The 23,013-nt window shown below is 75.3% G+C and carries 24 protein-coding genes; 5 read left to right on the forward strand and 19 right to left on the reverse strand.

Going from position 1 to position 23,013, the window contains the following annotated elements:
• Positions 1 to 3 precede the first annotated feature (3 nt).
• The 3 genes from ispG to dxr form a co-directional block, all read right to left on the reverse strand.
• On the reverse strand, positions 4 to 1,164 hold the full coding sequence (ispG, locus tag HL054_RS21735; protein ID WP_369141219.1) for a flavodoxin-dependent (E)-4-hydroxy-3-methylbut-2-enyl-diphosphate synthase: 1,161 nt from the start codon (positions 1,162 to 1,164) through the stop codon (positions 4 to 6).
• Between the two features lie 128 nt (positions 1,165 to 1,292).
• Positions 1,293 to 2,657, reverse strand: a complete 1,365-nt coding sequence (locus tag HL054_RS21740) for a M50 family metallopeptidase (RefSeq protein WP_440347964.1) — start codon at positions 2,655 to 2,657, stop codon at positions 1,293 to 1,295.
• Positions 2,608 to 3,804 carry a 1-deoxy-D-xylulose-5-phosphate reductoisomerase gene (dxr, locus tag HL054_RS21745; protein ID WP_369141220.1) on the reverse strand — a complete coding sequence of 399 codons (1,197 nt, stop codon included), beginning with the start codon at positions 3,802 to 3,804 and terminating at the stop codon, positions 2,608 to 2,610. The genes HL054_RS21740 and dxr overlap by 50 nt, the downstream gene beginning before the upstream one ends.
• A 204-nt stretch (positions 3,805 to 4,008) precedes the next feature.
• On the opposite strand from dxr, the gene HL054_RS21750 reads away from it, so the two are divergent.
• Positions 4,009 to 4,329: a DUF2631 domain-containing protein gene (locus HL054_RS21750; protein WP_369141221.1), complete on the forward strand. Its 321-nt coding sequence runs from the start codon at positions 4,009 to 4,011 to the stop codon at positions 4,327 to 4,329.
• A gap of 88 nt (positions 4,330 to 4,417) precedes the next feature.
• On the opposite strand, the gene HL054_RS21755 is transcribed toward HL054_RS21750, so the two are convergent.
• The 4 genes from HL054_RS21755 to HL054_RS21770 all read right to left on the reverse strand — a co-directional run bounded on the left by HL054_RS21755 (position 4,418) and on the right by HL054_RS21770 (position 8,508).
• A complete protein-coding gene (locus HL054_RS21755) occupies positions 4,418 to 5,131 on the reverse strand; it encodes a VIT1/CCC1 transporter family protein (protein WP_369141222.1) in 714 nt (237 codons plus the stop codon).
• Positions 5,128 to 6,333, reverse strand: coding sequence for a 23S rRNA (adenine(2503)-C(2))-methyltransferase RlmN (gene rlmN / locus HL054_RS21760; RefSeq protein WP_369141223.1), 1,206 nt, complete (start codon positions 6,331 to 6,333; stop codon positions 5,128 to 5,130). Before rlmN ends, HL054_RS21755 begins: the two co-directional genes overlap by 4 nt.
• 76 nt (positions 6,334 to 6,409) lie before the next feature.
• Positions 6,410 to 7,729 carry a hypothetical protein gene (locus HL054_RS21765; RefSeq protein ID WP_369141224.1) on the reverse strand — a complete coding sequence of 440 codons (1,320 nt, stop codon included), beginning with the start codon at positions 7,727 to 7,729 and terminating at the stop codon, positions 6,410 to 6,412.
• 101 nt (positions 7,730 to 7,830) lie between these two features.
• Positions 7,831 to 8,508 carry a TrmH family RNA methyltransferase gene (locus tag HL054_RS21770; protein WP_369141225.1) on the reverse strand — a complete coding sequence of 226 codons (678 nt, stop codon included), beginning with the start codon at positions 8,506 to 8,508 and terminating at the stop codon, positions 7,831 to 7,833.
• Positions 8,509 to 8,553: 45 nt separating this feature from the next.
• Here HL054_RS21770 and HL054_RS21775 point away from each other — a divergent pair, with 45 nt between their 5' ends.
• On the forward strand, positions 8,554 to 9,738 hold the full coding sequence (locus tag HL054_RS21775) for a DUF952 domain-containing protein (RefSeq protein WP_369141226.1): 1,185 nt from the start codon (positions 8,554 to 8,556) through the stop codon (positions 9,736 to 9,738).
• Here HL054_RS21775 and HL054_RS21780 read toward each other — a convergent pair.
• The 5 genes from HL054_RS21780 to rpsB all read right to left on the reverse strand — a co-directional run bounded on the left by HL054_RS21780 (position 9,705) and on the right by rpsB (position 14,486).
• Positions 9,705 to 10,949: a phosphatidate cytidylyltransferase gene (locus tag HL054_RS21780; RefSeq protein WP_369141227.1), complete on the reverse strand. Its 1,245-nt coding sequence runs from the start codon at positions 10,947 to 10,949 to the stop codon at positions 9,705 to 9,707. The genes HL054_RS21775 and HL054_RS21780 overlap by 34 nt on opposite strands.
• Positions 10,950 to 10,970: 21 nt before the next feature.
• Entirely contained in the window at positions 10,971 to 11,528 is a 558-nt protein-coding gene (frr, locus tag HL054_RS21785) for a ribosome recycling factor (RefSeq protein WP_369141228.1), read from the reverse strand.
• A gap of 108 nt (positions 11,529 to 11,636) precedes the next feature.
• Positions 11,637 to 12,425 (reverse strand): UMP kinase, encoded by a 789-nt coding sequence (pyrH, locus tag HL054_RS21790; protein ID WP_440347963.1) that lies wholly within the window; start codon positions 12,423 to 12,425, stop codon positions 11,637 to 11,639.
• Positions 12,426 to 12,589: 164 nt separating this feature from the next.
• Positions 12,590 to 13,405 carry a translation elongation factor Ts gene (gene tsf, locus HL054_RS21795; RefSeq protein ID WP_369141229.1) on the reverse strand — a complete coding sequence of 272 codons (816 nt, stop codon included), beginning with the start codon at positions 13,403 to 13,405 and terminating at the stop codon, positions 12,590 to 12,592.
• A gap of 94 nt (positions 13,406 to 13,499) precedes the next feature.
• The gene (gene rpsB / locus HL054_RS21800; protein WP_369141230.1) at positions 13,500 to 14,486 is read right to left on the reverse strand and encodes a 30S ribosomal protein S2; all 987 of its coding nucleotides are present in this window, start codon (positions 14,484 to 14,486) and stop codon (positions 13,500 to 13,502) included.
• A gap of 321 nt (positions 14,487 to 14,807) precedes the next feature.
• Here rpsB and HL054_RS21805 point away from each other — a divergent pair, with 321 nt between their 5' ends.
• Entirely contained in the window at positions 14,808 to 15,314 is a 507-nt protein-coding gene (locus HL054_RS21805; protein ID WP_369141231.1) for a M23 family metallopeptidase, read from the forward strand.
• 32 nt (positions 15,315 to 15,346) lie between these two features.
• The gene (locus HL054_RS21810; RefSeq protein WP_369141232.1) at positions 15,347 to 15,856 is read left to right on the forward strand and encodes a DUF4262 domain-containing protein; all 510 of its coding nucleotides are present in this window, start codon (positions 15,347 to 15,349) and stop codon (positions 15,854 to 15,856) included.
• A 28-nt stretch (positions 15,857 to 15,884) separates the two neighbouring features.
• Here HL054_RS21810 and whiG read toward each other — a convergent pair whose 3' ends face one another.
• The gene (whiG, locus tag HL054_RS21815) at positions 15,885 to 16,679 is read right to left on the reverse strand and encodes an RNA polymerase sigma factor WhiG (RefSeq protein WP_369141233.1); all 795 of its coding nucleotides are present in this window, start codon (positions 16,677 to 16,679) and stop codon (positions 15,885 to 15,887) included.
• A gap of 51 nt (positions 16,680 to 16,730) precedes the next feature.
• Positions 16,731 to 17,690, reverse strand: a complete 960-nt coding sequence (locus tag HL054_RS21820) for a tyrosine recombinase XerC (RefSeq protein ID WP_369141234.1) — start codon at positions 17,688 to 17,690, stop codon at positions 16,731 to 16,733.
• Positions 17,691 to 17,828: 138 nt separating this feature from the next.
• Here HL054_RS21820 and HL054_RS21825 point away from each other — a divergent pair, with 138 nt between their 5' ends.
• The gene (locus HL054_RS21825; RefSeq protein ID WP_369141235.1) at positions 17,829 to 18,236 is read left to right on the forward strand and encodes a RidA family protein; all 408 of its coding nucleotides are present in this window, start codon (positions 17,829 to 17,831) and stop codon (positions 18,234 to 18,236) included.
• Between the two features lie 15 nt (positions 18,237 to 18,251).
• Here the strand turns inward: HL054_RS21825 and dprA are convergent, their stop codons facing one another.
• The 5 genes from dprA to HL054_RS21850 form a co-directional block, all read right to left on the reverse strand.
• The gene (gene dprA / locus HL054_RS21830; protein ID WP_369141243.1) at positions 18,252 to 19,454 is read right to left on the reverse strand and encodes a DNA-processing protein DprA; all 1,203 of its coding nucleotides are present in this window, start codon (positions 19,452 to 19,454) and stop codon (positions 18,252 to 18,254) included.
• A gap of 5 nt (positions 19,455 to 19,459) precedes the next feature.
• Positions 19,460 to 20,980 carry a YifB family Mg chelatase-like AAA ATPase gene (locus tag HL054_RS21835; RefSeq protein ID WP_369141236.1) on the reverse strand — a complete coding sequence of 507 codons (1,521 nt, stop codon included), beginning with the start codon at positions 20,978 to 20,980 and terminating at the stop codon, positions 19,460 to 19,462.
• Entirely contained in the window at positions 20,980 to 21,360 is a 381-nt protein-coding gene (locus HL054_RS21840; RefSeq protein ID WP_369141237.1) for a YraN family protein, read from the reverse strand. The genes HL054_RS21835 and HL054_RS21840 overlap by 1 nt, the downstream gene beginning before the upstream one ends.
• A 131-nt stretch (positions 21,361 to 21,491) precedes the next feature.
• Positions 21,492 to 21,812, reverse strand: coding sequence for a DUF2469 domain-containing protein (locus HL054_RS21845; RefSeq protein ID WP_369141238.1), 321 nt, complete (start codon positions 21,810 to 21,812; stop codon positions 21,492 to 21,494).
• The gene (locus tag HL054_RS21850) at positions 21,809 to 22,627 is read right to left on the reverse strand and encodes a ribonuclease HII (protein WP_369141239.1); all 819 of its coding nucleotides are present in this window, start codon (positions 22,625 to 22,627) and stop codon (positions 21,809 to 21,811) included. Before HL054_RS21850 ends, HL054_RS21845 begins: the two co-directional genes overlap by 4 nt.
• Positions 22,628 to 23,013 lie beyond the last annotated feature (386 nt).

The following is a 23,013-nucleotide window of genomic DNA, read 5'->3' on the forward strand; positions in this document are numbered from 1 at the left end:
GGGTCAGGAGACGGTGACGACCGGGGCGCCCGAGGGCGTGCCGGCGGCGACCTGGTCGGCCGCGATGCGCATGGCCTCCTCGATCAGCGTCTCCACGATCATCGACTCGGGGACGGTCTTGACGACCTCGCCCTTGACGAAGATCTGGCCCTTGCCGTTGCCGGACGCGACCCCGAGGTCGGCCTCCCGGGCCTCGCCGGGCCCGTTGACGACGCAGCCCATGACGGCGACCCGCAGCGGGACCTCCATGCCCTCCAGGCCGGCGGTCACCTCGTTGGCGAGCTTGTAGACGTCGACCTGGGCGCGGCCGCACGAGGGGCAGCTGACGATCTCCAGGCCGCGCTGGCGGAGGTTCAGCGACTCCAGGATCTGGTTGCCGACCTTGACCTCCTCGACCGGCGGGGCCGACAGCGACACCCGGATCGTGTCGCCGATGCCGCGGGACAGCAGCGCACCGAAGGCGACGGCGGACTTGATCGTGCCCTGGAAGGAGGGGCCGGCCTCGGTGACGCCGAGGTGCAGCGGGTAGTCGCACTGCTCGGCGAGCAGCTCGTAGGCCCGCACCATGACCACCGGGTCGTTGTGCTTCACCGAGATCTTGATGTCGCGGAAGTCGTGCTCCTCGAACAGCGAGCACTCCCACAGCGCGGACTCGACCAGCGCCTCCGGCGTCGCCTTGCCGTACTTGGCCAGCAGCCGGCGGTCCAGCGAGCCGGCGTTGACGCCGATCCGGATGGGCGTGCCGGCGTCCTTGGCCGCCCGTGCGATCTCGCCGACCTTGTCGTCGAACTTCTTGATGTTGCCCGGGTTCACCCGGACGGCGGCGCAGCCGGCGTCGATGGCGGCGAAGACGTAGCGCGGCTGGAAGTGGATGTCGGCGATCACCGGGATCTGCGACTTCCGCGCGATGATCGGCAGCGCCTCGGCGTCGTCGGTGTCGGGCACCGCCACCCGCACGATCTGGCAGCCCGAGGCGGTCAGCTCGGCGATCTGCTGCAGCGTCGCGTTGATGTCGGCGGTCTTGGTCGTGCACATCGACTGCACGCTGACCGGCGAGTCGCTGCCCACCCCGACACCGCCCACGTCGAGCTGCCGGGTCCTGCGGCGGGGGGCGAGCACGGGCGGCGGCGCTGCGGGCATGCCGAGACTGACGGGGACGGCCATGGTCACCAGTATCTACTCCCCGCCGCGCCGGTGCCGCTGACGCTGCTGGGGCCACTGTGTCGTCCCTGACACCACTGCTCGGGCGGGCCCCGCAGAGCGGGCAGAGCCCACCTCGGTGCCGCGGCCGTTCAGCCCAGCGTGATCGGGTTGACGATGTCGGCGATGAACAGCAGGCCGCTGAGCACGATGAACAGGCCGGCCACCACGTAGGCCACCGGCATCAGCCGGGCGATGTCGAACGGTCCCGGGTCGGGGCGGCCCCGCAGCCGGGCCACCACGGCCCGGGCCTTCTCGTACAGCGCCCCCGCCACGTGCCCGCCGTCCAGCGGGTAGATCGGCACCAGGTTGAACAGGAACAGCACCATGTTCACGCTGGCCAGCAGGCTGAGGAAGAAGCTCAGCTTCTCCAGCGCGCTGAACTGGGTGAGCGCGAAGTACTCCCCGGAGATGCGGCCGACGCCGACCACGCCGATCGGGCCGTTGCGGTCACGCTCCTCGCCGAGGAACGCGGCCCGGAACAGCTGCGGCACCCGCTGCGGGATCTCCACCAGCTTCTGCACCGACTGGGAGACGACCATCCCGAAGTAGCCGGGGACGGCGCCGATCGACTGCCGCGCGAAGCCGGTGGCCGGTGCGATGCCCACGTAGCCGGCGGTCGTCGTCTCCTCGGCCGTGGCGTCGGTGTAGACGGTGTTGGCGATCGGCGTGACGGTGAGGTCCCGCCGTTCGCCGTCCCGCTCGACGGTGAGGGCGACCTGCTCGTCGGGATGGCTGCGGATGGCGTCCTGGACGACCGTCCAGCTGTCGTAGGCGGTCGGGTCGAGCTCCTGGCCCTCGACGGCCACGATCGTGTCCCCGGGGCGGAGCCCGGCCTCCTCGGCCGGGCTCTCCGGTGCCCCGGCGCAGGCCTCCTCGGCGTCGGCAGCGGCCGTGCCGGCGGGCAGCACGCAAGCGGGCACCGAGTCGATCTGGGTGGTGATCACGTTGGTGCCCAGCCCGACTAGGACGACGGTGAAGAAGACGACGGCCAGCACCAGGTTGTGCAGCGGCCCGGCCGACATCACGATCACCCGCTGCCACCAGGGCTTGCGGTAGAACACCCGGTCGCCGTCGGAGGGCAGCACGTCGTTGAGCGCCTGGCCGCGGACCTCGGCGATGAAGCTGCGCATCCGGGTCGCGCGCTTGCTCTCGTTCTCCTCCGCCGGCGGGATCATCCCGACGATGCGGATGAACCCGCCCAGCGGGACGCCCTTGATGCCGAACTCGGTCTCGCCGAAGCGGCGGGAGTACACGGTGGGGCCGAAGCCGACGAAGAACTGCGGGACCCGCATGCCGAACTTGCGGGCCCAGTAGAAGTGCCCGAACTCGTGGAAGCCGATGCTGAACAGCAGCCCGACGGCGAAGCAGACGATCCCGAGGACCGTCAGGAGGAACGCGCTCAGCTCAGCCTCCGGCGATGGCGACGCGGGCGTGCTCCCGGGCCCACTTCTCAGCGGCCAGCACGTCCTCGACGCAGGTGGGTGCGCCGAGGTCCGGCGCGGCGTCGAGGGTACGCGTGATGACCTGCACGATCGCTGGGAACGACAGGTGTCCGGCCGCGAATGCGGCGACCGCCTCCTCGTTGGCCGCGTTGTACATCGCCGGGACGACGCCGCCCGCCTCACCCGCGTGCCGGGCCAGCCGCACGGCCGGGAACACCTCGTCGTCCAGCGGCATGAACTCCCAGGTGCTGGCCCGGGACCAGTCCAGCGCGGGCTGCACGTCGGGCAGCCGGTCGGGCCAGGCCAGGGCGAGCGCGATCGGCAGCCGCATGTCCGGCGGGCTGGCCTGGGCGATGGTCGCGCCGTCGGCGAAGGTGACCATCGAGTGCACGATCGACTGCGGGTGCACCACCACGTCGATGTCGGCGTAGGGGACGTCGAAGAGCAGGTGCGCCTCGATCAGCTCCAGGCCCTTGTTGACCAGCGTGGCGGAGTTGATGGTGACGACCGGGCCCATGTCCCAGGTCGGGTGCGCCAGCGCCTGCTCCCGGGTCACGCCCTCCAGCTCGGCCGCGCTGCGGCCGCGGAAGGGACCGCCGCTGGCGGTGAGCACCAGCCGGGCGACCTCGGTGCGGGCCCCGCCGCGCAGGCACTGGGCCAGCGCGGAGTGCTCGGAGTCGACCGGCACCAGCTGGCCGGGTGCGGCGGCCGCGCGCACCAGGTCGCCGCCGGCGACCAACGACTCCTTGTTGGCCAGCGCGACGGTGCGCCCGGCGCGCAGCGCCGACAGCGTGGGCCCGAGGCCGATCGAGCCGGTGATGCCGTTCAGCACGACGTCGGCCGGGCGCGCGGCGAGCTCCTCGGCGGCGCGCGGGCCGGCCAGGATCTCCGGGAGCGCGTAGTTGCCCTGCGCCCAGCCGCGCTGCTGGGCGGCGGCGTAGAAGGCCAGCTGCAGGTCCTGCGCGGCGGTGGCCCGGGCGACCGCGACGGTGCGCACCCCGAGCGACAGCGCCTGCTCGGCCAGCAGGGCGACGTCGCCGCCGCCGGCGGCCAGCCCGGTGACCTGCAGCCGGCCGGGGTTCTGCCGGGCCACGGCGATCGCCTGCCGCCCGATCGACCCGGTCGACCCCAGCACGGTGACCTCGCGTGGCTCGCTCACCGGCCCATCCTGCCTGACCTCGCGCCCCGGCCGGCGCCCCGGACCGCAGCCCGGACGCCGACGGCGTGCGTGCGACCCGCCCGGGGGCCACCGGGTGCGGTCCGCTCCGGCCTGTCATCATGGGCGGGTCGGCGAGTCCACCAGCCGACGCAGGGACACCAGCAGCGCCGCGGACGCGGCGACGAGCGCCAGCGAGGATGCCAAGTGAGCGACGCCACCGGCCGCGGCCAGGGCCGCCAGACCAGCGCCCGTGTAGTCGAGCAGCCCGACCGCGAGGCCGGCATCGTCCGCGCGGGCGAGACGCCGATCACTCACGAGCGCCCCGAGGACTGGGGCTGGCACGGCGAGGCCGGCAAGGCGGGCCGGATCACCGGCTACGTCATGATCGTCGCCCTGCTCGTCATGCTGTTCGGCAACCACGAGGGCCGGATCGAGGACCTCTGGCTGGTCGGGACGGCGCTCATCGTCCTGATCTCGCTCATCTGGGACTCCCGCCGGCGCAAGAACGCCTGGCGCTCCCGCTGACGCCCCGGCCGCCGACCAGCGGCCCACGCACTCTCGAGGCCGTCTCCCCGTCGGGGAGGCGGCCTCGGTCGTCCCGGCTGGCCGGGCGTCAGCTGGTGACGACGCCGATCGCGGTGCCGATGAGGTACGTCGCGGCGGCGGCCACCGCGCCGAACAGCAGCTGGCGCAGCGCCGACCACCACCACGGCCGGGGGGTGAACCGCGAGGAGAGCGCGCCGGCGACCGCCAGCCCCACCGCGCCGGCCACCAGCGCGACCCACAGCAGGTCCAGCCCCAGCAGGTAGGGCAGCAGCGGCACGGCGGCACCGACCGAGAACGTGACGAACGAGGAGACCGCGGCCACCTTCGGCGACGGGGTGTCCTCCGGGCTCATGCCCATCTCCGCGAGCACGTGCAGCCGCAGCGCGGTCTCCGGGTCGCGGGACAGCTGCACCGACACCTGCTCGGCGAGGTCGTCGTCCACCCCGCCGGCGCGCAGCAGCGCGACCAGCTCGTGCCGCTCCCCCTCGGGGTTGCGGGCCAGCTCGCCGCGCTCCTTGGCGACCTCGAGCTCGAGCTGCTCGTTCTGGGTGGTCACCGACGTGTACTCGCCCAGCGCCATCGAGATGGCCCCAGCGACGAGGCTCGCGGTGCCCGACAGCAGCACGGTGTGCGCCGACGCCCCGCCGGCGCCGACCCCGGCCACCAGCGCGGTGTTGGTGACCAACCCGTCCATCGCCCCGAAGACGGCGGCCCGCAGCCACCCGCCGGAGACGTCGGCGTGGGTGTGCTCGTGCGCCTCGGCGCCGGGCAGCACCGTCATCCCTGGTCCGACTCGGCCCCGAGGGCCACGCCCTCCTCGAAGGACGGCGCGTCGGCGCCGGGCACCGGGACGGCGATGCTGGGGATCCCCTCGACGGCGTCCTCGATGCCGTCGGCCGCGGCCAGCTGGCCGCAGGCGCCGTCGATGTCGGAGCCGCGGGTGTCCCGGACCGTCGTCGGCACCCCGGCCGCCCGCAGCCGGGCGACGAACTCCTGCTGCGCGGGCAGCGGGCTGGCGTCCCACTTGCTGCCCGGCGTCGGGTTCAGCGGGATGAGGTTGACGTGCGCCAGCCGCTTGGCCAGCAGCTTGCCGAGCAGGTCCGCCCGGAACGGCTGGTCGTTGACGTCGCGGATCAGCGCGTACTCCACCGAGTACCGCCGGCCGGTGCGCCGGGCGTAGTCGTCGGCCGCCCCGAGCACCTCGCCGACCTTCCACCGGGTGTTGACCGGCACCAGGGTGTCGCGCAGCTCGTCGTCGGGGGCGTGCAGGCTCACCGCGAGGGTGACGTTGAGGCCCTCCTCGGTGAGCCGGCGGATGGCCGGTACGACGCCGACGGTGGAGACCGTCACCGACCGCTGGCCCAGTCCCAGCCCGTGCGGCGCCGGGGACAGCAGCGCGTCGAGGGTCTTGCGGACCCGCTTGTAGTTGGCCAGCGGCTCGCCCATGCCCATGAACACGACGTTGGACAGCCGGCCCGGACCGCCGGGGATCTCACCACCGGCCATCGCCGCGGCGGCGGCGACGGCCTGGCCGATGATCTCGGCGGCGGACAGGTTGCGGGTCAGGCCGCTCTGGCCGGTCGCGCAGAAGGGGCAGGCCATGCCGCAGCCGGCCTGGCTGGAGATGCAGACCGTGGCGCGCTCGGGGTAGCGCATGAGCACGCTCTCGACCAGCGCGCCGTCGTGCAGCCGCCACAGCGTCTTGCGGGTGCGCCCGCCGTCGGCGGACTGGTGCCGCACCGGGGTGACCAGCCCCGGCAGCAGCGCACCGGTCAGCTCCTCCCGGACGGCGGCCGGCAGGTCGGTCATCTGCGCGGGGTCGGTGACCCCGGCGTAGAAGTGCCGGGCCAGCTGGTCGGCGCGGAACGCCGGCTGACCGAGCTCGGTGACCGCCGCACGGGCCTCGTCACGGGTGAGGTCGGCGAGGTGGCGGGGCGGCATGGTCGGACGCGGGGCGTCGAAGACGAGGGGCAGGACAGTCATGGCGTCGTCCATCGTCCCACTCCCCGGCCGTCCGGGACGGGTCAGGACCGTGATCTCGCTCCCCCCGGGCCCCGCGTCAGCCCCGGCCGGCCGTCAGCCCGGCGGACAGCGTCGTGCCGGGCGGGGTGCTCGACGCGGCGGTGGCGGTCGGCGAGCTGGTCGCCGTCCCGGTGGTGGTCGGCGTGGCGGTCCCGGTGGGCTCGGGGCTCGGCACGGGGGTGGTCGGCGTCGGCGTCGGCGTGCCGGGCGGCGGGCAGGCGGCGCCGACCTCGTCGGTGGCCACCGGGTCCGGCGGGGTGGGGCACTCGGGCACGACCGGCACGTCGCCGTCCCCGCTGTCTCCGCCGTCGCCCCCGTCGACGTCGCCGAGGGGCGGGTCCTTCTCGTCGCCGCTGCTGGGGTCGATCGCGATCGGCACCTCGACGGCGACCACCGGCACCACCGGCGGCGGCGCCACGGGCACGACCGCCCGCGGGGCGGCGGACGTCGGCAGCGGACGGCTGCGGACCGGCGGGGTGTGCGCGGTGCTCTCGGGCACGTCGGCGGACGGCGGCGGCGCGGGCGTCGTCGGGGCTCCCGTGGTGGGCGTGGGCGTCGTGGGGGTGGGTGCCACCGGGGTGGCGGTGACCGCCGGCGGCACGGGGGTGCGCGGTGCCGGCCGGGACGACGTCGGGCCGGCGTCCTGCTCGGCCGCGGCGACCTCCGGCCGGTCGGTGCCCGACGCGCCGGGGAGCGTGAAGCCGGCGATGACCGCGGCCAGCAGCAGCACGGCCAGCGGCAGCAGCACCCGGAGGCGGCGGTGCCCGGCGACCGGCGGCGTGCGGACGGCGACCGGGCCGGGGACGTCGTCCTCGGTCACCGCGGCCGCCGGCTCGGGATCGGCCGTGGCCACCGGCTCGACCGGCTCGGCGACCGGCTCGACCGGCTGGGCGACCGGGACCGGCGACGGGGCGGGCCGCTCGGCCGAGCGTGCCGTGGCGCGGGCCGCGAGCTCCTCGCCGGCCCGGATGGCCTCCTCCCAGGCGGCGAACTGGGCGGCGGCCTGCTCCTCGGCCGCCCGCTCGGCGGCGCGCTGCTGGTCGTGGAACTCGGCCAGGGCGACCTGGATGCGGGGTGGCAGCGGCCGGCGGCCCGCAGCGGCCTCCGCCGGCGGGTCGGCCAGGACCGGGGACCGGTCGGGCTCGGGCTCGGGTGCCGCCGCGTCGTCCGCGGGCTCGTCCTCGTCGGCGACCCAGGCGGGCAGCCAGGTCTCGTCCCAGGGCTCGTCCCGGGTCGGCGTGCCGGCCTCGGTGGCCGCCGCCGCCGGCGGCTCGCCCGGCAGCACGGCGTCGACCGGCGCGTGCTCGGCCGGCTCCGCCGCGGGGGTCCCGGGGCCCTGCTCAGGTCCGGTCGGCACTGCCCCTCCTCCCCGGGCGGCCACCGTCCCGCCCCTGCTCGTGCCCGGGCCGGGGCCGACCGGTGGCGGTCACCCGGTTCCCCCGAGGCAGGACGGTCCCCTCAGACCGGGGCGTCCCCCGTTGTCATCGGCAGTCCGGCGTGCCGTCGGACCCATGCGTGCATGGCGATCCCCGCGGCGACCCCGGCGTTGAGCGAGCGGGTCGAGCCGAACTGCGCGATCGAGACGGTGAGCGCCGCGCCCTCGCGCGCGGCCGGGGAGATGCCCGGGCCCTCCTGGCCGAAGAGCAGCAGGCAGTCCCGCGGCAGCTCGACGGTCTCCAGCGGGACGGCGTCCGGGCCGTTGTCGACCGCGACCACCGTGAGCCCCCGCTCCGCGGCGAAGGCGAGCACCCCGGCGACGTCCGGGTGGTGCCGCAGGTGCTGGTAGCGGTCGGTCACCATCGCGCCGCGGCGGTTCCAGCGGCGGCGGCCCACCACGTGCACCTCGGCGGCGAGGAAGGCGTTGGCCGTCCGCACCACGGTGCCGATGTTCAGGTCGTGCTCGAAGTTCTCGATCGCCACGTGGAAGGGGTGCCGCCGGGTGTCCAGGTCGGCGACGATCGCCTCCAGCGTCCAGTACCGGTAGCGGTCGACGACGTTGCGGCGGTCCCCGTCGGCGAGCAGCTGGGGGTCGTAGCGCGGGTCCTGGGGCCACGGTCCGGTCCACGGGCCGACGCCGACCGACCCACCCCACTCGGTGGGGCCGGCGCCGTCGTCCGGAGGTGGTCCGCTCGTCATCGCCGGGGATGCTGTCACGTCCGGTCCGGCGGGTAGGGCCCGACGGTGACCGAGGACCCGGGCCGTCTGCTGCTGCACCTGACCACGCCCGCCGAGTGGCGCGCGGCGCTGTCGACCGGCGCGGTGACCCCGCCGTCGCTGGCCGAGGTCGGCTTCGTGCACCTGTCCACCCCGGCGCAGGTGCACCTGCCCGCCGAGCGCCTCTTCCCCGGCCGGCGGGACGTCGTGCTGCTGGTGGTCGACCCGGCCCGGCTCGCCGACCCGGTGCGGCTGGAGCCGGGCGTGCCCGGTGACCCGGAGAGCATGCGCTTCCCGCACCTGTACGGCCCGCTGCCGACCGCCGCGGTCGTCGCCGTCGTGCCCTGGCGCCCCGGCACGCCGCTGGACCTGCCTGCTCCGGACGACGCAGCTGCGCGGGCGCGGGCGCTCGCCGTCTCGCTGCCCGTGCGCCGGGCGACGGCGTCCCGCGACGTGCCCGGCGGCATCGCGGTGCTCGACCCCGACCTGCGGCACTCCCGGGACGACAACCGGCTGCTGGTGACCGGCGTGCCGGACGCCGACGCGGTCGAGGCGCTCACCGCCCGGCTGGCCGAGGAGGGCGGCTGGCCCAGCCGGGCGGCGACGCTGCTGCACCCCGACGCGGGGCCGGTCGCCGACGAGCTCGCCCGCCGCGGCTGGGACGTCTCCGGCACCCTGGTGCTCGCCCGGAGCCCGCTCCCGGCCCTCCGCAGCGGCGCGCACGCCGGCACGGAGGTCGGCACGCAGGTCGAGGTGGTGCCGCAGGCCGCGGTGCACCCGCTGTGGGACAGCTCGTGGCGCCGCGAGCTCGCCGCCACCGGGCCGGCGCTCGCCGAGGTGGTGGCCCAGCTGGTCGGCCGGGAGCACCGCAACGACCGGGTGGTCCGGGTGGTCGACCTCGCCGTCCGCGCCGACCTGGGCGAGGGGCCGGAGGTGGTGGCCGCGCTGCAGCTGCGGGTGGACGGCGCCACCGCCGCGGTGGAGTCGGTGCTCACCGACCCGCGGGCCCGGCGGCGCGGGTACGCCGACGCGCTGCTGGCCGCCGCGCTGCGGCACGCCGCCGCAGCAGGCTGCGACCTCGTCGTCCTCGACGCGGCCGAGCTCGACTGGCCGCGGCACTGGTACACCCGCCGCGGCTTCGCCGTCGTCGGCCGCACCTGGGACGCGGTGCGCCCGGCTCAGGCCGGGACGACCGCCGAGAGGACGAGGTAGGCCACGACCGCCGAGGGCAGCAGCGAGTCCATCCGGTCCATCAGGCCGCCGTGCCCGGGCAGCAGGTTGCCCATGTCCTTGATGCCGAGGTCGCGCTTGATCAGCGACTCGCCCAGGTCGCCCAGGGTCGCGGTGCAGGCGATCGCCACGCCGTAGAGCACCCCGCCCCACCACGGCCCGTGGAACGTCAGCGTCACCAGCAGGGTGCCGATCAGCACGCAGGCCAGCACCGAGCCGGCGAACCCCTCCCAGGACTTCTTCGGGCTGATCGACCTCGCCAGCGGGTGCTTGCCGAACAGCACGCCCGCCGCGAAGCCGCCGACGTCGCTGCAGACCACCGTGGCGATGAACGCCAGCACCCGGGCGACGCCGTCGTCGGGCACCAGCAGCAGGACGGCGAACCCGGCGAGCAGCGGCACGTAGAGGGCCACGAAGACCGCCGCCGAGGCGTCCCGCAGGTAGCCCACCGGGCCGTCGCCGAGCCGCCACAGCAGGACGGCGAAGACGGTCAGCAGGAAGGCGACCACCAGCCCCGACGAGCCGCGGGTCCAGGCCAGCGCCATCATCGCCACCGCACCGACCAGCACCGGGGCGCGCGGCGGGCGGTGCCCGCCCCGCTCCAGCGCGCCGGTGAGCTCGACGATGCTGATCAGCACGGCGATGGAGACCACCACCAGGAACGCCGGCCGCCAGAGCAGCAGGGTGGCCACCACGACCGCCCCCAGGCCCAGCCCGACGCCGATCGCCGCGGCCATGTCCCGGCCGGCGCGACCGGTCGCCCGCGGCGCGCCCGACGGGGTGTCGACCGGCGGCTCGCCGGTGGCCTCGGCGCCCAGCGCGTCCGGCACCGCGGTCAGCGGCGGCTCGGCCCCGTCGTCCGCGCCCGGCCCGTCGTACCCGGCCGGTCCGTCGTACGCGCCCGGCAGGTCGCCCTCGTCGTCCGGCCCGTCCGCGGCACCGCCGGCGTCGGCGGGGCCGCCGTCCGGCACGTCGTCCTCCCAGCGCAGGCCGACCGTCCCGGGCCCGTCCACCGGCGGCGGCTGCTGCGCCGGGCGGACCCGCGGCAGCGTCGGCCGCGGCGGCACCGGCAGGTCCCCGATCCGCCGGACCCGACCGGCGTCGTCGGTCGGGGCGTCGAAGAGGCCGGACCGGCCGCGGGCAGGCTCACGCCCCGGGCCGAGGGGCTCGTTGCGGGGCAGGTCGGGGGTCACGGGACGCGTCCGCTGGTCGGCTCAGACGTCGAGGAGCTCGGTCTCCTTGTTCTTCATCGCCTCGTCGATGGCGGTGACGTGGGTGGCGGTCAGGTCGTCGAGCTCCTTCTCCGCGCGGCGCACCTCGTCCTCGCCCGCCTCGCCGTCCTTGGAGATGCGGTCGAGCTCCTCCTTGGACCGGCGCCGGATGTTGCGGATCGCGACCTTGGCGTCCTCGCCCTTGGAGCGGGCCACCTTCACCAGTTCGCGCCGCCGGTCCTCGGTGAGCTGGGGGAAGACCACCCGGATCAGCGAGCCGTCGTTGGTGGGGTTGACGCCCAGGTCGGAGTCGCGGATCGCCCGCTCGATCGCGGTCAGCTGGCCGGCGTCGTAGGGCTTGATGACCGCCATCCGCGCCTCGGGGACGGTGATGGAGGCCATCTGCGGGATCGGCGTGAACGCGCCGTAGTAGTCGACCACGATCTTGTTGAACATGGAGGGGGCGGCGCGGCCGGTGCGCACGGAACCGAGGTCCTCGCGGGCGACCGACAAGGCCTTGTCCATCCGCTCCTCGGCGTCGAGCAGGGTGTCGTCGATCACGGGGTTCTCTCCTCCTGCGGCAGTGCCGCCGTGCTGGCCGGTGGGTGTGCGCCGGGTACGTGCGCGGAGACGTCCGGCGACCGTCGTCCGTACCCCGAGCCGGTCGGGTCAGACCGGCTGGCTGATCAGCGTGCCGATCCTCTCACCTGCGACCGCGTGGGCGATGTTGCCGTCCTTCAGCAGGTTGAACACGACGATGGGCATCCGGTTGTCCATGCAGAGGCTGATCGCGGTGGCGTCGGCGACCTTCAGCTGCTTGGCCAGCACCGTGCCGTAGTCCAGGTCGGTGTACATGGTGGCCGCCGGGTTGGTGCGCGGGTCGTCGTCGTAGACCCCGTCCACCCCGTTCTTGGCCATCAGCAGCACCTGGCAGCCGATCTCCAGCGCGCGCTGGGCGGCGACGGTGTCGGTGGAGAAGTAGGGCATCCCGGCGCCGGCGCCGAAGATGACCAGCCGGCCCTTCTCCAGGTGCCGGACGGCCTTGCGCGGGATGTAGGGCTCGGCCACCTGGCCCATGGTGATCGCGGTCTGCACCCGGGTCTCCAGGCCCACCTGCTCGCAGAAGGCCTGCAGGGCCAGCGCGTTCATGACCGTGCCGAGCATGCCCATGTAGTCGGCGTGCCGGCGGTCCATGCCGGCCTCGGCCAGCTCGGCGCCGCGGAAGAAGTTGCCCCCGCCGACGACGACGGCGACCTGCGTGCCGCCGTGCACGACCTCGGCGAGCTGCTCGGCGATACGGTGCACGATGCCGCCGTCGACCCCGACGCTGCCGCCACCGAAGGCCTCGCCGGAGAGCTTGAGCAGCACCCGGCGGTAGCCGCTGCCGTCGGTCGGGACGGAGGCGGCCGGGGCGAAGAGCAGCCCCTCGGAGTTCGGGGCAGCGGTGGTGTCGGTCACGTGGCGGGTCCCTCGGGTCGGTGGCGTCGTGGGTGGATCCTGCCCCATCGCCGAGCGCGGGTCCGCCGCGTCGCCGTCCGGACAGCAGATCGGCCCCGCTGCCCCCACGCCTCGCGAGCTCGGCGTGGGCCCCTGCAGCGGGGCCGATCTGGTGCTGCGTGTTGCTAGGCCTGGCCGACCTCGAAGCGGGCGAACCGCTCCACGGTGAGGCCGGCGTCGGCGATGACCTGCTGCACCGTGCGCTTCGGCTCGGTGATGGAGGGCTGCTCCAGCAGGACGAAGTCCTTGTAGTAGGCGTTGACCCGACCCTCGACGATGCGGGTGATCGCCTGCTCGGGCTTGCCCTCCTCCTTGGCCGTCTGCTCGGCGACCCGGCGCTCGGTCTCGACGGCGTCGGCCGGGACCTCGTCGCGGTTCAGGTAGCGCGGGCGGGCGGCGGCGATGTGCATCGCCAGCGAGCGGGCCGCGTCGGCGTCGCCGCCGGTGTACTGCACGGCGACACCGATGGCCGGGGGCAGGTCCGTCGCCCGCTTGTGCAGGTAGACGGCGGTCTCGCCCTCGAACACGGCGAAGCGGGACAGCACCAGCTTCTCGCCGATCCGGGCCGACTCGCCCTCGACCAGCTTCTCGACCGTCTGGCCGTCGACCTCGGTGGCCAGCAGCGCGGCGACGTCGGCCGGCTTCTGCGCCAGGACGACGTCGAGCAGGCGCTCGGCGAGCGCGACGAAGTCGGCGTTCTTGGCGACGAAGTCGGTCTCGCAGTCGAGCTCGAGCAGCGCGCCGTCACGGGTGACGACGACGCCGTTGGTCGTGGAGCGCTCGAGGCGCTTGCCCACGTCCTTGGCGCCCTTGACGCGGAGGAACTCGATGGCCTTGTCGTAGTCGCCATCGGCCTCGGTCAGGGCCTTCTTCGAGTCCATCATGCCGGCGCCGGTGGCGTCACGGAGACGCTTCACGTCGGCTGCGGTGAAGGCGGGCATGTCACTTCCTCTGTCTGGTGGGGCGGGGGTGCGGACGTGCGGCGGCGCCGCTGCCCGTCACCGGTGGGGTGACGGGCAGCGGCGCCGGTGCGGACTAGCCGTTCTGGGCGCCCTGGGTGCCCGTGGAGGTGTCACCGGTGGCCGGCACGCCCTCGACAGGGGCGACCTCGGTGGCGGTGACCGCCGGCGGCTCGGCCGGGGTCTCCGGCAGCTCCGTGGCGGTGGCCGGGGCGGCGTCGGGCGCAGCGGCGTCGGCGACCGGGGCGACGGCGTCAGTGGCCGGCGCAGCGGCGTCGGCGCCACCGGTGAGGAGCTCGCGCTCCCAGTCGGCCAGCGGCTCGGCGGCCGGGGTCTCGGCGCCGTCCTCGGTGCGACCGGCGTTGGCCTGCGCGGCCGAGCGGGCCATCAGGCCCTCGGCGACCGCGTCGGCGATGACGCGGGTCAGCAGCGCGGTGCTGCGGATGGCGTCGTCGTTGCCCGGGATCTTGTAGTCGACCTCGTCGGGGTCGCAGTTGGTGTCCAGGATCGCGACGACCGGGATGTTCAGCTTGCGAGCCTCGCCGACGGCGATGTGCTCCTTCTTGGTGTCCACGATCCAGACGGCGCTGGGCACCTTCTTCATGTCGCGGATGCCGCCGAGGGAGCGCTCGAGCTTGGCCTTCTCGCGGGAGAGGACCAGCTGCTCCTTCTTCGACAGGCTGACCAGCGCGCCGGTCTGCTCGAGGTCCTCGAGCTCCTTGAGGCGCTCCAGCCGCTTGTAGACGGTCTGGAAGTTGGTGAGCATGCCGCCCAGCCAGCGCTGGTTGACGTAGGGCATGCCGACCCGGGTCGCCTGCTCGGCGATGACCTCCTGCGCCTGGCGCTTGGTCCCGATGAACATGATCGAACCGCCGTGGGCGACGGTCTGCTTCACGAACTCGTAGGCCTGGTCGATGTAGCCCAGCGTCTGCTGGATGTCGATGATGTAGATGCCGTTGCGCTCGGTGAAGATGAAGCGCTTCATCTTCGGGTTCCAGCGACGGGTCTGGTGCCCGAAGTGGACCCCGCTGTCGAGCAGGTTCTTCATGCTGACGACTGCCACGTGGCGCCGCCTTCCTTCTCGTGCGCGGCCGGCCGGGGCCGGTACCGCGCTGCTCGGTTGTCGCACGCGCTCCGGTGGAGCGCCGCCCTGGTGTCCGGCCGCGCCACCGAACCCGCCCGGAGGGCGGGACCGAGGTGGCGACTGCCCCGCTGCAGCAGCGGGAAGAGGACACGCGAAGTCGATCCGTCAGGGACGGACCGCACCGACGAGCATACGCGCCCGCCCGGGGCGCCCTGACCAGGTCGTCCCCAGCTCGGCCGACCGTCCACAGCCGCCCTCCTGCGGACCCGGACGGCGGCCGGGACGCGGAGGGTCGACCGGGTGTCCCGCACCCGGTCGCTGGTCCTCGTCCTCGTTCTGGTCCTCGCCGTCCTCTCCTGCCTCGGCACGGCGCCACCGGCGTGGGGAGCGCCCGGTCCGTGGCAGCTGCCGCTGCCCGGGCAGCTGCTGGTCGCCCGGCCGTTCGACCCGCCGCCGGGCCCCTACGCGGCCGGGCACCGCGGCGCGGACCTCGCCGGCACCGCCGGGCAGCCGGTGCTGTCGGCCGGGGCGGGGGTGGTGGCGTTCGCCGGCCTGGTGGCCGGGCGCCCGGTGGTGAGCGTCGAGCACCCCGGCGGGCTGCGGACGACGTACGAGCCGGTGCAGCCGACGGTGGCCGCCGGGCAGCCGGTGGCCCGGGGATCGCCGCTCGGCGTGCTGGTGGCCGGGCACGTCGGCTGCCCGGTGGCGGCGTGCCTGCACTGGGGCCTGCGCCGGTCGGGCACCTACCTCGACCCGCTGTCGCTGCTGCGGCCGCCCCGGGTCCGGCTGCTGCCGTGGCACGGCTGAGGGCGGCCGGGGCCCGGCGTTACGGTCGGCGCGTGCGATTCCGGCGCAGGTCCTCGTCCCGACCCGACCAGACCGGGGCGGAGGTACCGGGCGAGCAGGACCCCGCCCAGGTGCTCGGCGACCTGCAGCGGGTGGTCGACCGCTTCGGCTGGGCGGTGCTGCACGGCGGCGGTGGCGGCCCGGACGACCCGCGCTGGTCGCACACGGTGGGCCTGCACGGCTTCGGCCACCCGGAGGTGGTCGTCGTCGGGCTGCCGTTCGAGGCCGGCGAGACCTACCTCAACCTGGTCGGCGAGGCGGTGCGCGCCGGTGCGGCGTTCCCCGCCGGTGTCACCACCACGGCGCTGACCGACGCCAGCTCCCCCGTGGTCTTCATCCGCGTGGAGGACACCGCGCGGCTGGCGGTGCTCGAGCAGCTGTACGGCAGCGTGGACGCGCTGCAGCTGGTGTGGCCGGACTCCGCCGGCCGGCTGCCCTGGCAGGAGGGCCACCGCAACCCGGCGGCGGCCCAGCCGCTGCTGGGTCCGCGCCCCGGGGAGTAGGCCGGCGCCGCGGTCCGGCGCCGGGCCGTCAGGCGATGTCGGCGAGCTTGCCGCGCAGGTGCAGGACCGCCTTGGTGTGCAGCTGGCAGATCCGGCTCTCGGTCACCCCGAGCACCCGGCCGATGTCGGCCAGGGTGAGGCCCTCGAAGTAGTAGAGGCTGACGACGACCTTCTCCCGCTCGGGCAGCTGCTCGACGGCGCGGGCCAGCAGCTGGCGGGCCTCGCCGTGCTCGGCCATCGCCTGCGGGTCCAGCGCGCTGGTGTCCTTGAGGGTGTCGACCAGCCGCGGGGCGGACCCGTCGTCGTCCACCAGCAGCTCGTCGAGGGCCACCACGTTGACCAGGGACAGCTGGCCGAGGAACTTGCGGATCTCCTCGACGTCCATGTCCATCTCGTCGGCGATCTCCTCGTCGGTCGGGCTGCGCTGCAGCTTGGCCTCCAGGGCGGCGACCGTCCGCTCGAACTGGCGCGCCTTCATCCGCACCGACCGCGGGATCCAGTCGGTGGAGCGGAGCTCGTCGATGATCGCGCCGCGGATCCGGGCCATCGCGTAGCTCTCGAACTTGATCTCGCGCTCCGGCTCGAACCGGGTGATCGCGTCGATGAGCCCGAAGGTGCCGTAGGAGACCAGGTCGGCCTGCTCGACGTGCGCGGGCAGACCGCTGCCGACCCGGCCGGCCACGTACTTGACCAGCGGCGCGTAGTGCAGGATCAGCCGGTCCCGCAGGCCGCTGTCCCGGTCGACGACGTAGCGGGCCCAGAGGTCGGCGATGAACGCGTCCGGGTCCTCGCTGCTGAGCTGGTGGACCGTCGCCTCAGACACGTGCACTCCCCCGCTGGACCGACTTCTGCAACTGCTGCAACGACGCTCTCCTCATGCTCGTGGGTGGGCCTGGGCGTGGACCGCCCGCAGCCGCTCGACCGTCACGTGCGTGTAGACCTGCGTCGTGGCGAGGCTAGCGTGACCCAGCAGCTCCTGGACGCTGCGGAGGTCGGCGCCGCCCTCCAGGACGTGCGTCGCCGCCGAGTGCCGGAACCCGTGCGGGCCGATGTCGGGGACTCCGGGGGCCGCTGCCACGGCGGCGTGGACCACCCGGCGGGCCTCGCGGGGGTCGAGCCGGCCGCCCCGGGTGCCGAGCAGGAGGGCCGGGCCGCTGGAGCCGGTGGCGAGCACCGGGCGCCCGCGGACCAGCCAGTCCTCCAGCGCCGCGGCGGCCGGGGCACCGAACGGGACGCTGCGCTCCTTGCGGCCCTTGCCCAGCACCCGCAGCAGCCGGCGGCCGCGGTCCACGTCGTCGACGTCCAGCCCGACCAGCTCGCCGACGCGGATGCCGCTGGCGTACAGCAGCTCGACGACCAGGGCGTTGCGCAGCCGCAGCGCCGTGTCGGCGGGTGCTTCCTCCCCGGCAGCGGGCTGGGCGGCCTGCTCGAGCACGGCCCGGGCCTGGTCGGCGCCGAGGACCCCGGGCAGGGTCCGGTGCGCGCGCGGGCTGGACAGCCGCAGCCCGACGTCCTCGGCCAGCTGGCCGGTGCGCCGCAGGTGGGCGGTGAACGACCGGGCCGAGGCGGCGCGGCGCGCCGTCGTCGAGCGGCCGTCGCCCTTGGCCCGGCCCTGGGCCAGCCAGCTGCGCAGGGCCGCGAGGTCGAGGGCCGCGACGGTCGTCCCGCTGCGGCGGACCAGGTGGTCGAGCAGCGAGACCACGTCGCCGACGTACCCGCGGACGGTGTGCGGGGACAGGTCGCGCTGCAGCCGGAGGTGCTCCTCCCAGCTGTCCAGGGACTCAGCGAGCGCCGGCGGCAGGGCGGCGCGCAGCTCTGCTGTCCCGGTGGCCATGGCGGCAGGGTCCGTCGACGGGCGCGGGTGGGTCAACCGGACGCGCCGCAGTCCGGCCGCGGGGAGACGCACCCGACTGTCGTACCCCTGCGCTTGGCTGGGCACCCGCCGACCGGCGGACCACGACAGGAGGCCGTCATGAGCGTCGAGCTGGTCAACCCCACCGGACTGCCGGTGCCCACCGCGTACGTGCAGCTGTCGGTCGCCACCGGCAGCCGGACCGTCTACCTGTCCGGGCAGGTGGCGCGGGACGCGGGTGGGGAGCCCGTCGGCACCGGCGACCTCGCCGCCCAGGTGGAGCAGGCCTACACCAACGTCGCCACCGCGCTCGCCGCGGTCGGCGGCAGCTTCGCCGACGTGGCCAAGCTGACCGTCTACGTCGTCGACTACGCCCCGGAGAAGATGGGCGACCTGATGACCGGGGTCGGCCGGGTGGTGGAGCGGCTGGGCATCGACCCGATCCGGCCGATCACCCTCATCGGGGTCGCCGCGTTGGGCGAGCCGGACCTGCTCGTCGAGGTGGAGGCCGTGGCCGTCCTCGACTGAGGTCGGGAGCAGCGGTCACGCCCGCCCCCCGGCTCGGGGCGTCCGGGGAGGGGGCGTGACCCGCCAGCCGGTGCCGGTCCACTCGACCAGGTCGTGCAGCTCCAGGACCGGCAGCACCCGGAGCACGTCGACCACCTCGCAGCCGGCGACCGTAGCCAGCCGCTCGGGTGGGACCCCGACGCGCACCGGGCAGGCGTCGAGCACCCGGCGGGCCACGTCGGACAGCGAGTCCAACGCCGAGGAGGGCCGGGCGGCGGGGTCGGCGAGGTCGGCGCCCAGCCGGCCCACCTGCTGCACCACCTCGGCCGCCGACGTCACCAGGACCACCCGGTGCTCCTCGTCGCGCAGCAGCTCGTGGCAGCCGACGCTCATCGCGGACGTGACCGGTCCGGGGACGGCCATCACCTGCTTGCCGAGGTCGCGGGCCCGGTGAGCGGTGGCCTGCGCACCCGACCGGGCCGCGGCCTCGACGACCACGGTGCCCTGGGTGAGCGCGGCGATGAGCCTGTTCCGCACGAGGAACCGGTGCTTCAGCGGGGCGCACCCCGGCGCCCACTCGCTGACCAGCAGTCCGTCGTCGTCCAGCAGCCGGGCGAACAGGGCGGAGTGGGCACTGGGGTAGGCGCGGTCGACCCCGCACGCCAGCACGGCGACCGTCGGCGCCCCGGCGGCGAGGGCACCCCGGTGGGCGGCGGCGTCGATGCCGTACGCGCCACCGGACACCGTCGTCCAGCCTCGCTCCCCCAGCCCGTGCCCCAGCTCCGCGGCGACGTGCTCGCCGTAGGCCGTCGACGCCCGCGAGCCGACCAGCGCCACCGACTGCTCGACCAGGTCACCGAGCGGCCGGTCGCCGCGCACCCACAGCGCCAGCGGCGGCACCAGGGCCTTGGTCCGGTCCGGCTGGTCGCGGTGCTCGAGCGGCAGCTGGGAGGCGCGCAGCGTGAGGCAGTGCAGCGCCGGCGCCGGCCACTCGTCGTCCTCGGGCACGACCAGCCGCGCACCGCAGCGCCCGGCCCGGACCAGGTCGTCCTCGGCCAGGTCCTCCGCCGCCCGCCGGCCGACCAGCGCCTGCACCGTCGGCGGACCCCCACCGGCCCGCAGCGCGCGCTCGGCCTCGACCGGGCCCACCCGCTCGACGAAGCGCCACGCGTCGACCGAGCCCGGCTCGACCGCCCGGGACAGCCACGCCCGCGCCCGCCGCACCGGGTGCTCCGCCATACCGCTCACGCCGCCACCCGCTGCAGCCGCAGGCCCAGGGCCTCGGCGACCTGGTCCGGGCCCGGGGTGACCCGGCCCGCCAGGTCGGCCAGCGTCCAGGCGACCCGCAGCACCCGGTCGAAGCCGCGGACCGACAGCGCGCCGCGTTCCAGGGCGCGCTCGGCCAGCGCCAGCGAACTGCGGGCCACCGGCCAGCGGTCCCGCAGCAGCCGGCCGGGCACCTGGCTGTTCAGGGCCAGGCCGGTGCCGGCCAGCCGCTCGGCCGCCGCCGCCCGCGCGGCCCGCACCCGCGCGGCGACCACCGCGGTCGACTCGGGCCGGCCGACGCCGTCGAGCCAGGCGGCCCGGGTGACCGGCGGCAGCGTGACCCGCAGGTCGATCCGGTCCAGCAGCGGGCCGGACAGCCGGGACTGGTACCGCCGTCGCTCCAGCGGGCTGCAGGTGCAGGCGGTGTCGCCGGCGGCGCTGGCGCACGGGCAGGGGTTGGCCGCCAGCACCAGCTGCGCCCGGCAGGGGAAGGTCGCCGACCCGTTGGCCCGGTGGATGGTCACCGAACCGCGTTCCAGCGGCTGGCGCAGCGTGTCCAGCACGGCGCGGGGGAACTCCGGCGCCTCGTCGAGGAACAGCACCCCGCGGTGGGCCCGGCACAGCGCGCCGGGGCGGATCTGCCCCGAGCCGCCGCCCACCAGCGCGGCCATCGTCGCCGAGTGGTGCGGCGCCTCGAAGGTGGGCCTGGTCACCAGCGGGGCACCGGGCGGCAGCGTGCCGGCGATGGAGGCGATCGCGGTGACCTCCAGCGCCGCCTGCTCGTCCAACGGGGGCAGCAGGCCCGGCAGCCGCTCGGCGAGCATCGTCTTCCCCGCGCCCGGCGGTCCGGTGAGGAAGACGTGGTGCCCACCGGCCGCGGCGACCTCGACGGCCCGGCGGCCGGCGGCCTGGCCCACCACGTCGGCCAGGTCCGGTCCCGGCGGCGGCGGAGCCACCGGTGCCCGCTCGTGCGGCGGCAGCGCGGCCGCACCCCGCAGGTGGGCGATCACCTGGCCGAGGGTGGCGGCGGCCAGCACCTCGATGCCCTCGACCAGGTCGGCCTCGTCGGCGTTCTCCCGCGGGACGACTACCTGCCGGTGGCCTGCCCGGGCTGCGGCCAGCGCAGCGGGCAGCACCCCGCGCACGGCGCGCAGCGAGCCGTCCAGCCCGAGCTCGCCGAGCAGCACCAGGTCCCGGACGCTGCCGACCGGGAGCACCTCGGCGGCCGCCAGCACCGCCACGGCCAGCGCCAGGTCGAAACCGCTGCCCTGTTTCGGCATCGCCGCCGGGGAGAGCCCGATGGTCACCCGGCGCAACGGGAAGTCGTGGCCGGCGTTCACCACCGCCGCCCGCACCCGGTCCACCGACTGCCGCACCACCGCATCGGGCAGCCCGACGAGCGCGACGGTCGGCACCCCCGGGGCCAGGTCGACCTCCACCTCCACCATCGCCCCCTGCACGCCGGCCAGCCCCACCGACCAGGTCCGCGCGAGCGCCATCAGAACGCGTTCCGCAGGTGCGTGACCCGGACCGGACCGGACCGCGGCACGTGCACCCCGACGACGTCGAAGCGCAGGTCGGGGGCGTGGTGGTCGTGCGCGGCGAGCCACGAGCGGGCCAGCAGCCGCAGCCGGCGCCGCTTGGCGGGGGTGACCGCCTCCACGGCGTGCCCGAAGCCCGTCCCGGTGCGGGTCTTGACCTCGCAGAACACCAGCGCGTCGCCGTCCCGGGCGACGAGGTCGAGCTCGCCGTCGCGGCAGCGCCAGTTGCGGTCGAGCACCAGCAGTCCGGCGTCGGCGAGCGCCCGGACGGCGACCCGCTCGCCGAAGGCGCCGAGGGCGGCGCGGTGGTCCGGCCGGGAGTTCTCAGGTGTGGGCACCCGTCGACCGTGACGGCCGGGCACCCAGCACCGGAAGGCCGGCGGCGGAGCTGTGGACGGAGCTGCCGGCTGTGGACAGCGGCGAGCCGCCCGCCGTCAGCTGCGGTCAGGCTGCCGGCATGGCGGAGGGGTCAGGGCATGCGGGGCTGGTCGGGCAGCTCGAGGTCGGGCTTGTCGAGCTCCTCGACGTTGACGTCCTTGAACGTCACCACCCGCACGTTCTTCACGAACCGGGCCGGGCGGTACATGTCCCACACCCAGGCGTCGGTGAGGTTGAGCTCGAAGAACACCTCACCGCCGGCGTCGCGCACCTGCAGGTCGACGCTGTTGGCCAGGTAGAAGCGCCGCTCGGTCTCCACGACGTAGGAGAACTGGCGGACGATGTCCTTGTACTCGCGATAGAGCTGCAGCTCCATCTCGGTCTCGTACTTCTCGAGGTCCTCGGTGCTCATCGCGCGTGCTCCATCGGTGCCGGGGACATCACTGCTGGGACATCTCGTGCCCGTTCGTCGACTGCTGGGACGACCGGTGCCGGCCCATCATCGTGCATGCCGGCCGTCGTGGGCACCGGCAGTGCCCGCGCGGCCTGCGCGTCCCGGGCCCGGGCGACGTTGACGAACCGCATCCGGTGCTCCGGGCAGGGCCCGTGCTCGTCGAGGGCGGCGCTGTGCACGTCGGTGATGTAGCCCTTGTGCTCGGCGAACCCGTACTGCGGGAACCGCTCGTGCAGCTCGAGCATCGTCCGGTCCCGGGTCACCTTCGCCAGCACCGAGGCGGCCGCGACGCAGGCGGCGACCCGGTCGCCCTTCCAGACGGCCAGCGACGGCTGCGACAGCCCGCTCACCGGGAACCCGTCGGTGAGCACGTAGTCCGGCACCGGGTCCAAGCCGCGCACCGCACGGCGCAGCGCCTCGATGTTGGTCACGTGCATGCCGCGCGCGTCGAGGTCGCCCACCGGGATGGCCACCACCGACCAGGCGACCGCCCGGTCCACGACCTCGGCGTAGACCTCCTCGCGGGTCGCCGGGGTGAGCAGCTTCGAGTCCGCCAGCCCCGGCACGCGTCCCCGCTTGCCGGCCGGCAGCACGCAGGCCGCGGCGACCAGCGGCCCGGCGCAGGCGCCGCGGCCGGCCTCGTCGGCCCCGGCGATCGCGGCGAACCCCCGTCGGCGCAGCGACCGCTCCATCACCCAGAGGGCGTCGGTGGGCTCGTCGGAAGCGGGCGGGCGCCCCGTCCGGGACGCGGTGTGGACAGGTCGGACAGCCATCGCCTGCCGACCCTACGTCGGGGGGACGACGACCGGCGCAGGGCCACCGCGGGGCCGCGTCGCCGGCGTCGCACCCTGGTCCGGACGGCACACGAGCCGGTCCCCGGGGGAACGGGGACCGGCTCGTGGCGGCCTGCCCGGCGGGCGTCCGCCGGCCGGGCAGGCCGACCGGGGCGGGAGCCGCCCCGGTGGTCCTGCCGGTCCGGGCGCCGTGGGGTCAGGCGCCCGGACCGACGTGCTGCTCCGCCCGGCTCAGGCGCCGGTGGAGGTCAGGGAGTGGGCGCCGCAGGTGCACCCGGGGTTGCGGGCCGAGAGGACCAGGGAGACCGCGTGCGCCCGGTCCCGGGCACCCAGCTTGCGCAGGATCGCCTTCACGTGGGACTTCA

The organism is Modestobacter versicolor (genome assembly GCF_041028285.1).
Lineage (GTDB): Bacteria > Actinomycetota > Actinomycetes > Mycobacteriales > Geodermatophilaceae > Modestobacter > Modestobacter versicolor_A.

Excerpts from the sequence above, each read along its gene's own strand:
- ispG (WP_369141219.1), bottom strand. The coding sequence starts at position 1,164 with ATGGCCGTCCCCGTCAGTCTCGGCATGCCCGCAGCGCCGCCGCCCGTG.
- HL054_RS21755 (WP_369141222.1), bottom strand. The coding sequence starts at position 5,131 with ATGACGGTGCTGCCCGGCGCCGAGGCGCACGAGCACACCCACGCCGAC.
- rlmN (WP_369141223.1), bottom strand. The coding sequence starts at position 6,333 with ATGACTGTCCTGCCCCTCGTCTTCGACGCCCCGCGTCCGACCATGCCG.
- HL054_RS21770 (WP_369141225.1), bottom strand. The coding sequence starts at position 8,508 with ATGACGAGCGGACCACCTCCGGACGACGGCGCCGGCCCCACCGAGTGG.
- tsf (WP_369141229.1), bottom strand. The coding sequence starts at position 13,405 with ATGCCCGCCTTCACCGCAGCCGACGTGAAGCGTCTCCGTGACGCCACC.
- HL054_RS21820 (WP_369141234.1), bottom strand. The coding sequence starts at position 17,690 with ATGGCCACCGGGACAGCAGAGCTGCGCGCCGCCCTGCCGCCGGCGCTC.
- HL054_RS21825 (WP_369141235.1), top strand. The coding sequence starts at position 17,829 with ATGAGCGTCGAGCTGGTCAACCCCACCGGACTGCCGGTGCCCACCGCG.
- dprA (WP_369141243.1), bottom strand. The coding sequence starts at position 19,454 with ATGGCGGAGCACCCGGTGCGGCGGGCGCGGGCGTGGCTGTCCCGGGCG.
- HL054_RS21835 (WP_369141236.1), bottom strand. The coding sequence starts at position 20,980 with ATGGCGCTCGCGCGGACCTGGTCGGTGGGGCTGGCCGGCGTGCAGGGG.
- HL054_RS21845 (WP_369141238.1), bottom strand. The coding sequence starts at position 21,812 with ATGAGCACCGAGGACCTCGAGAAGTACGAGACCGAGATGGAGCTGCAG.
- HL054_RS21850 (WP_369141239.1), bottom strand. The coding sequence starts at position 22,627 with ATGGCTGTCCGACCTGTCCACACCGCGTCCCGGACGGGGCGCCCGCCC.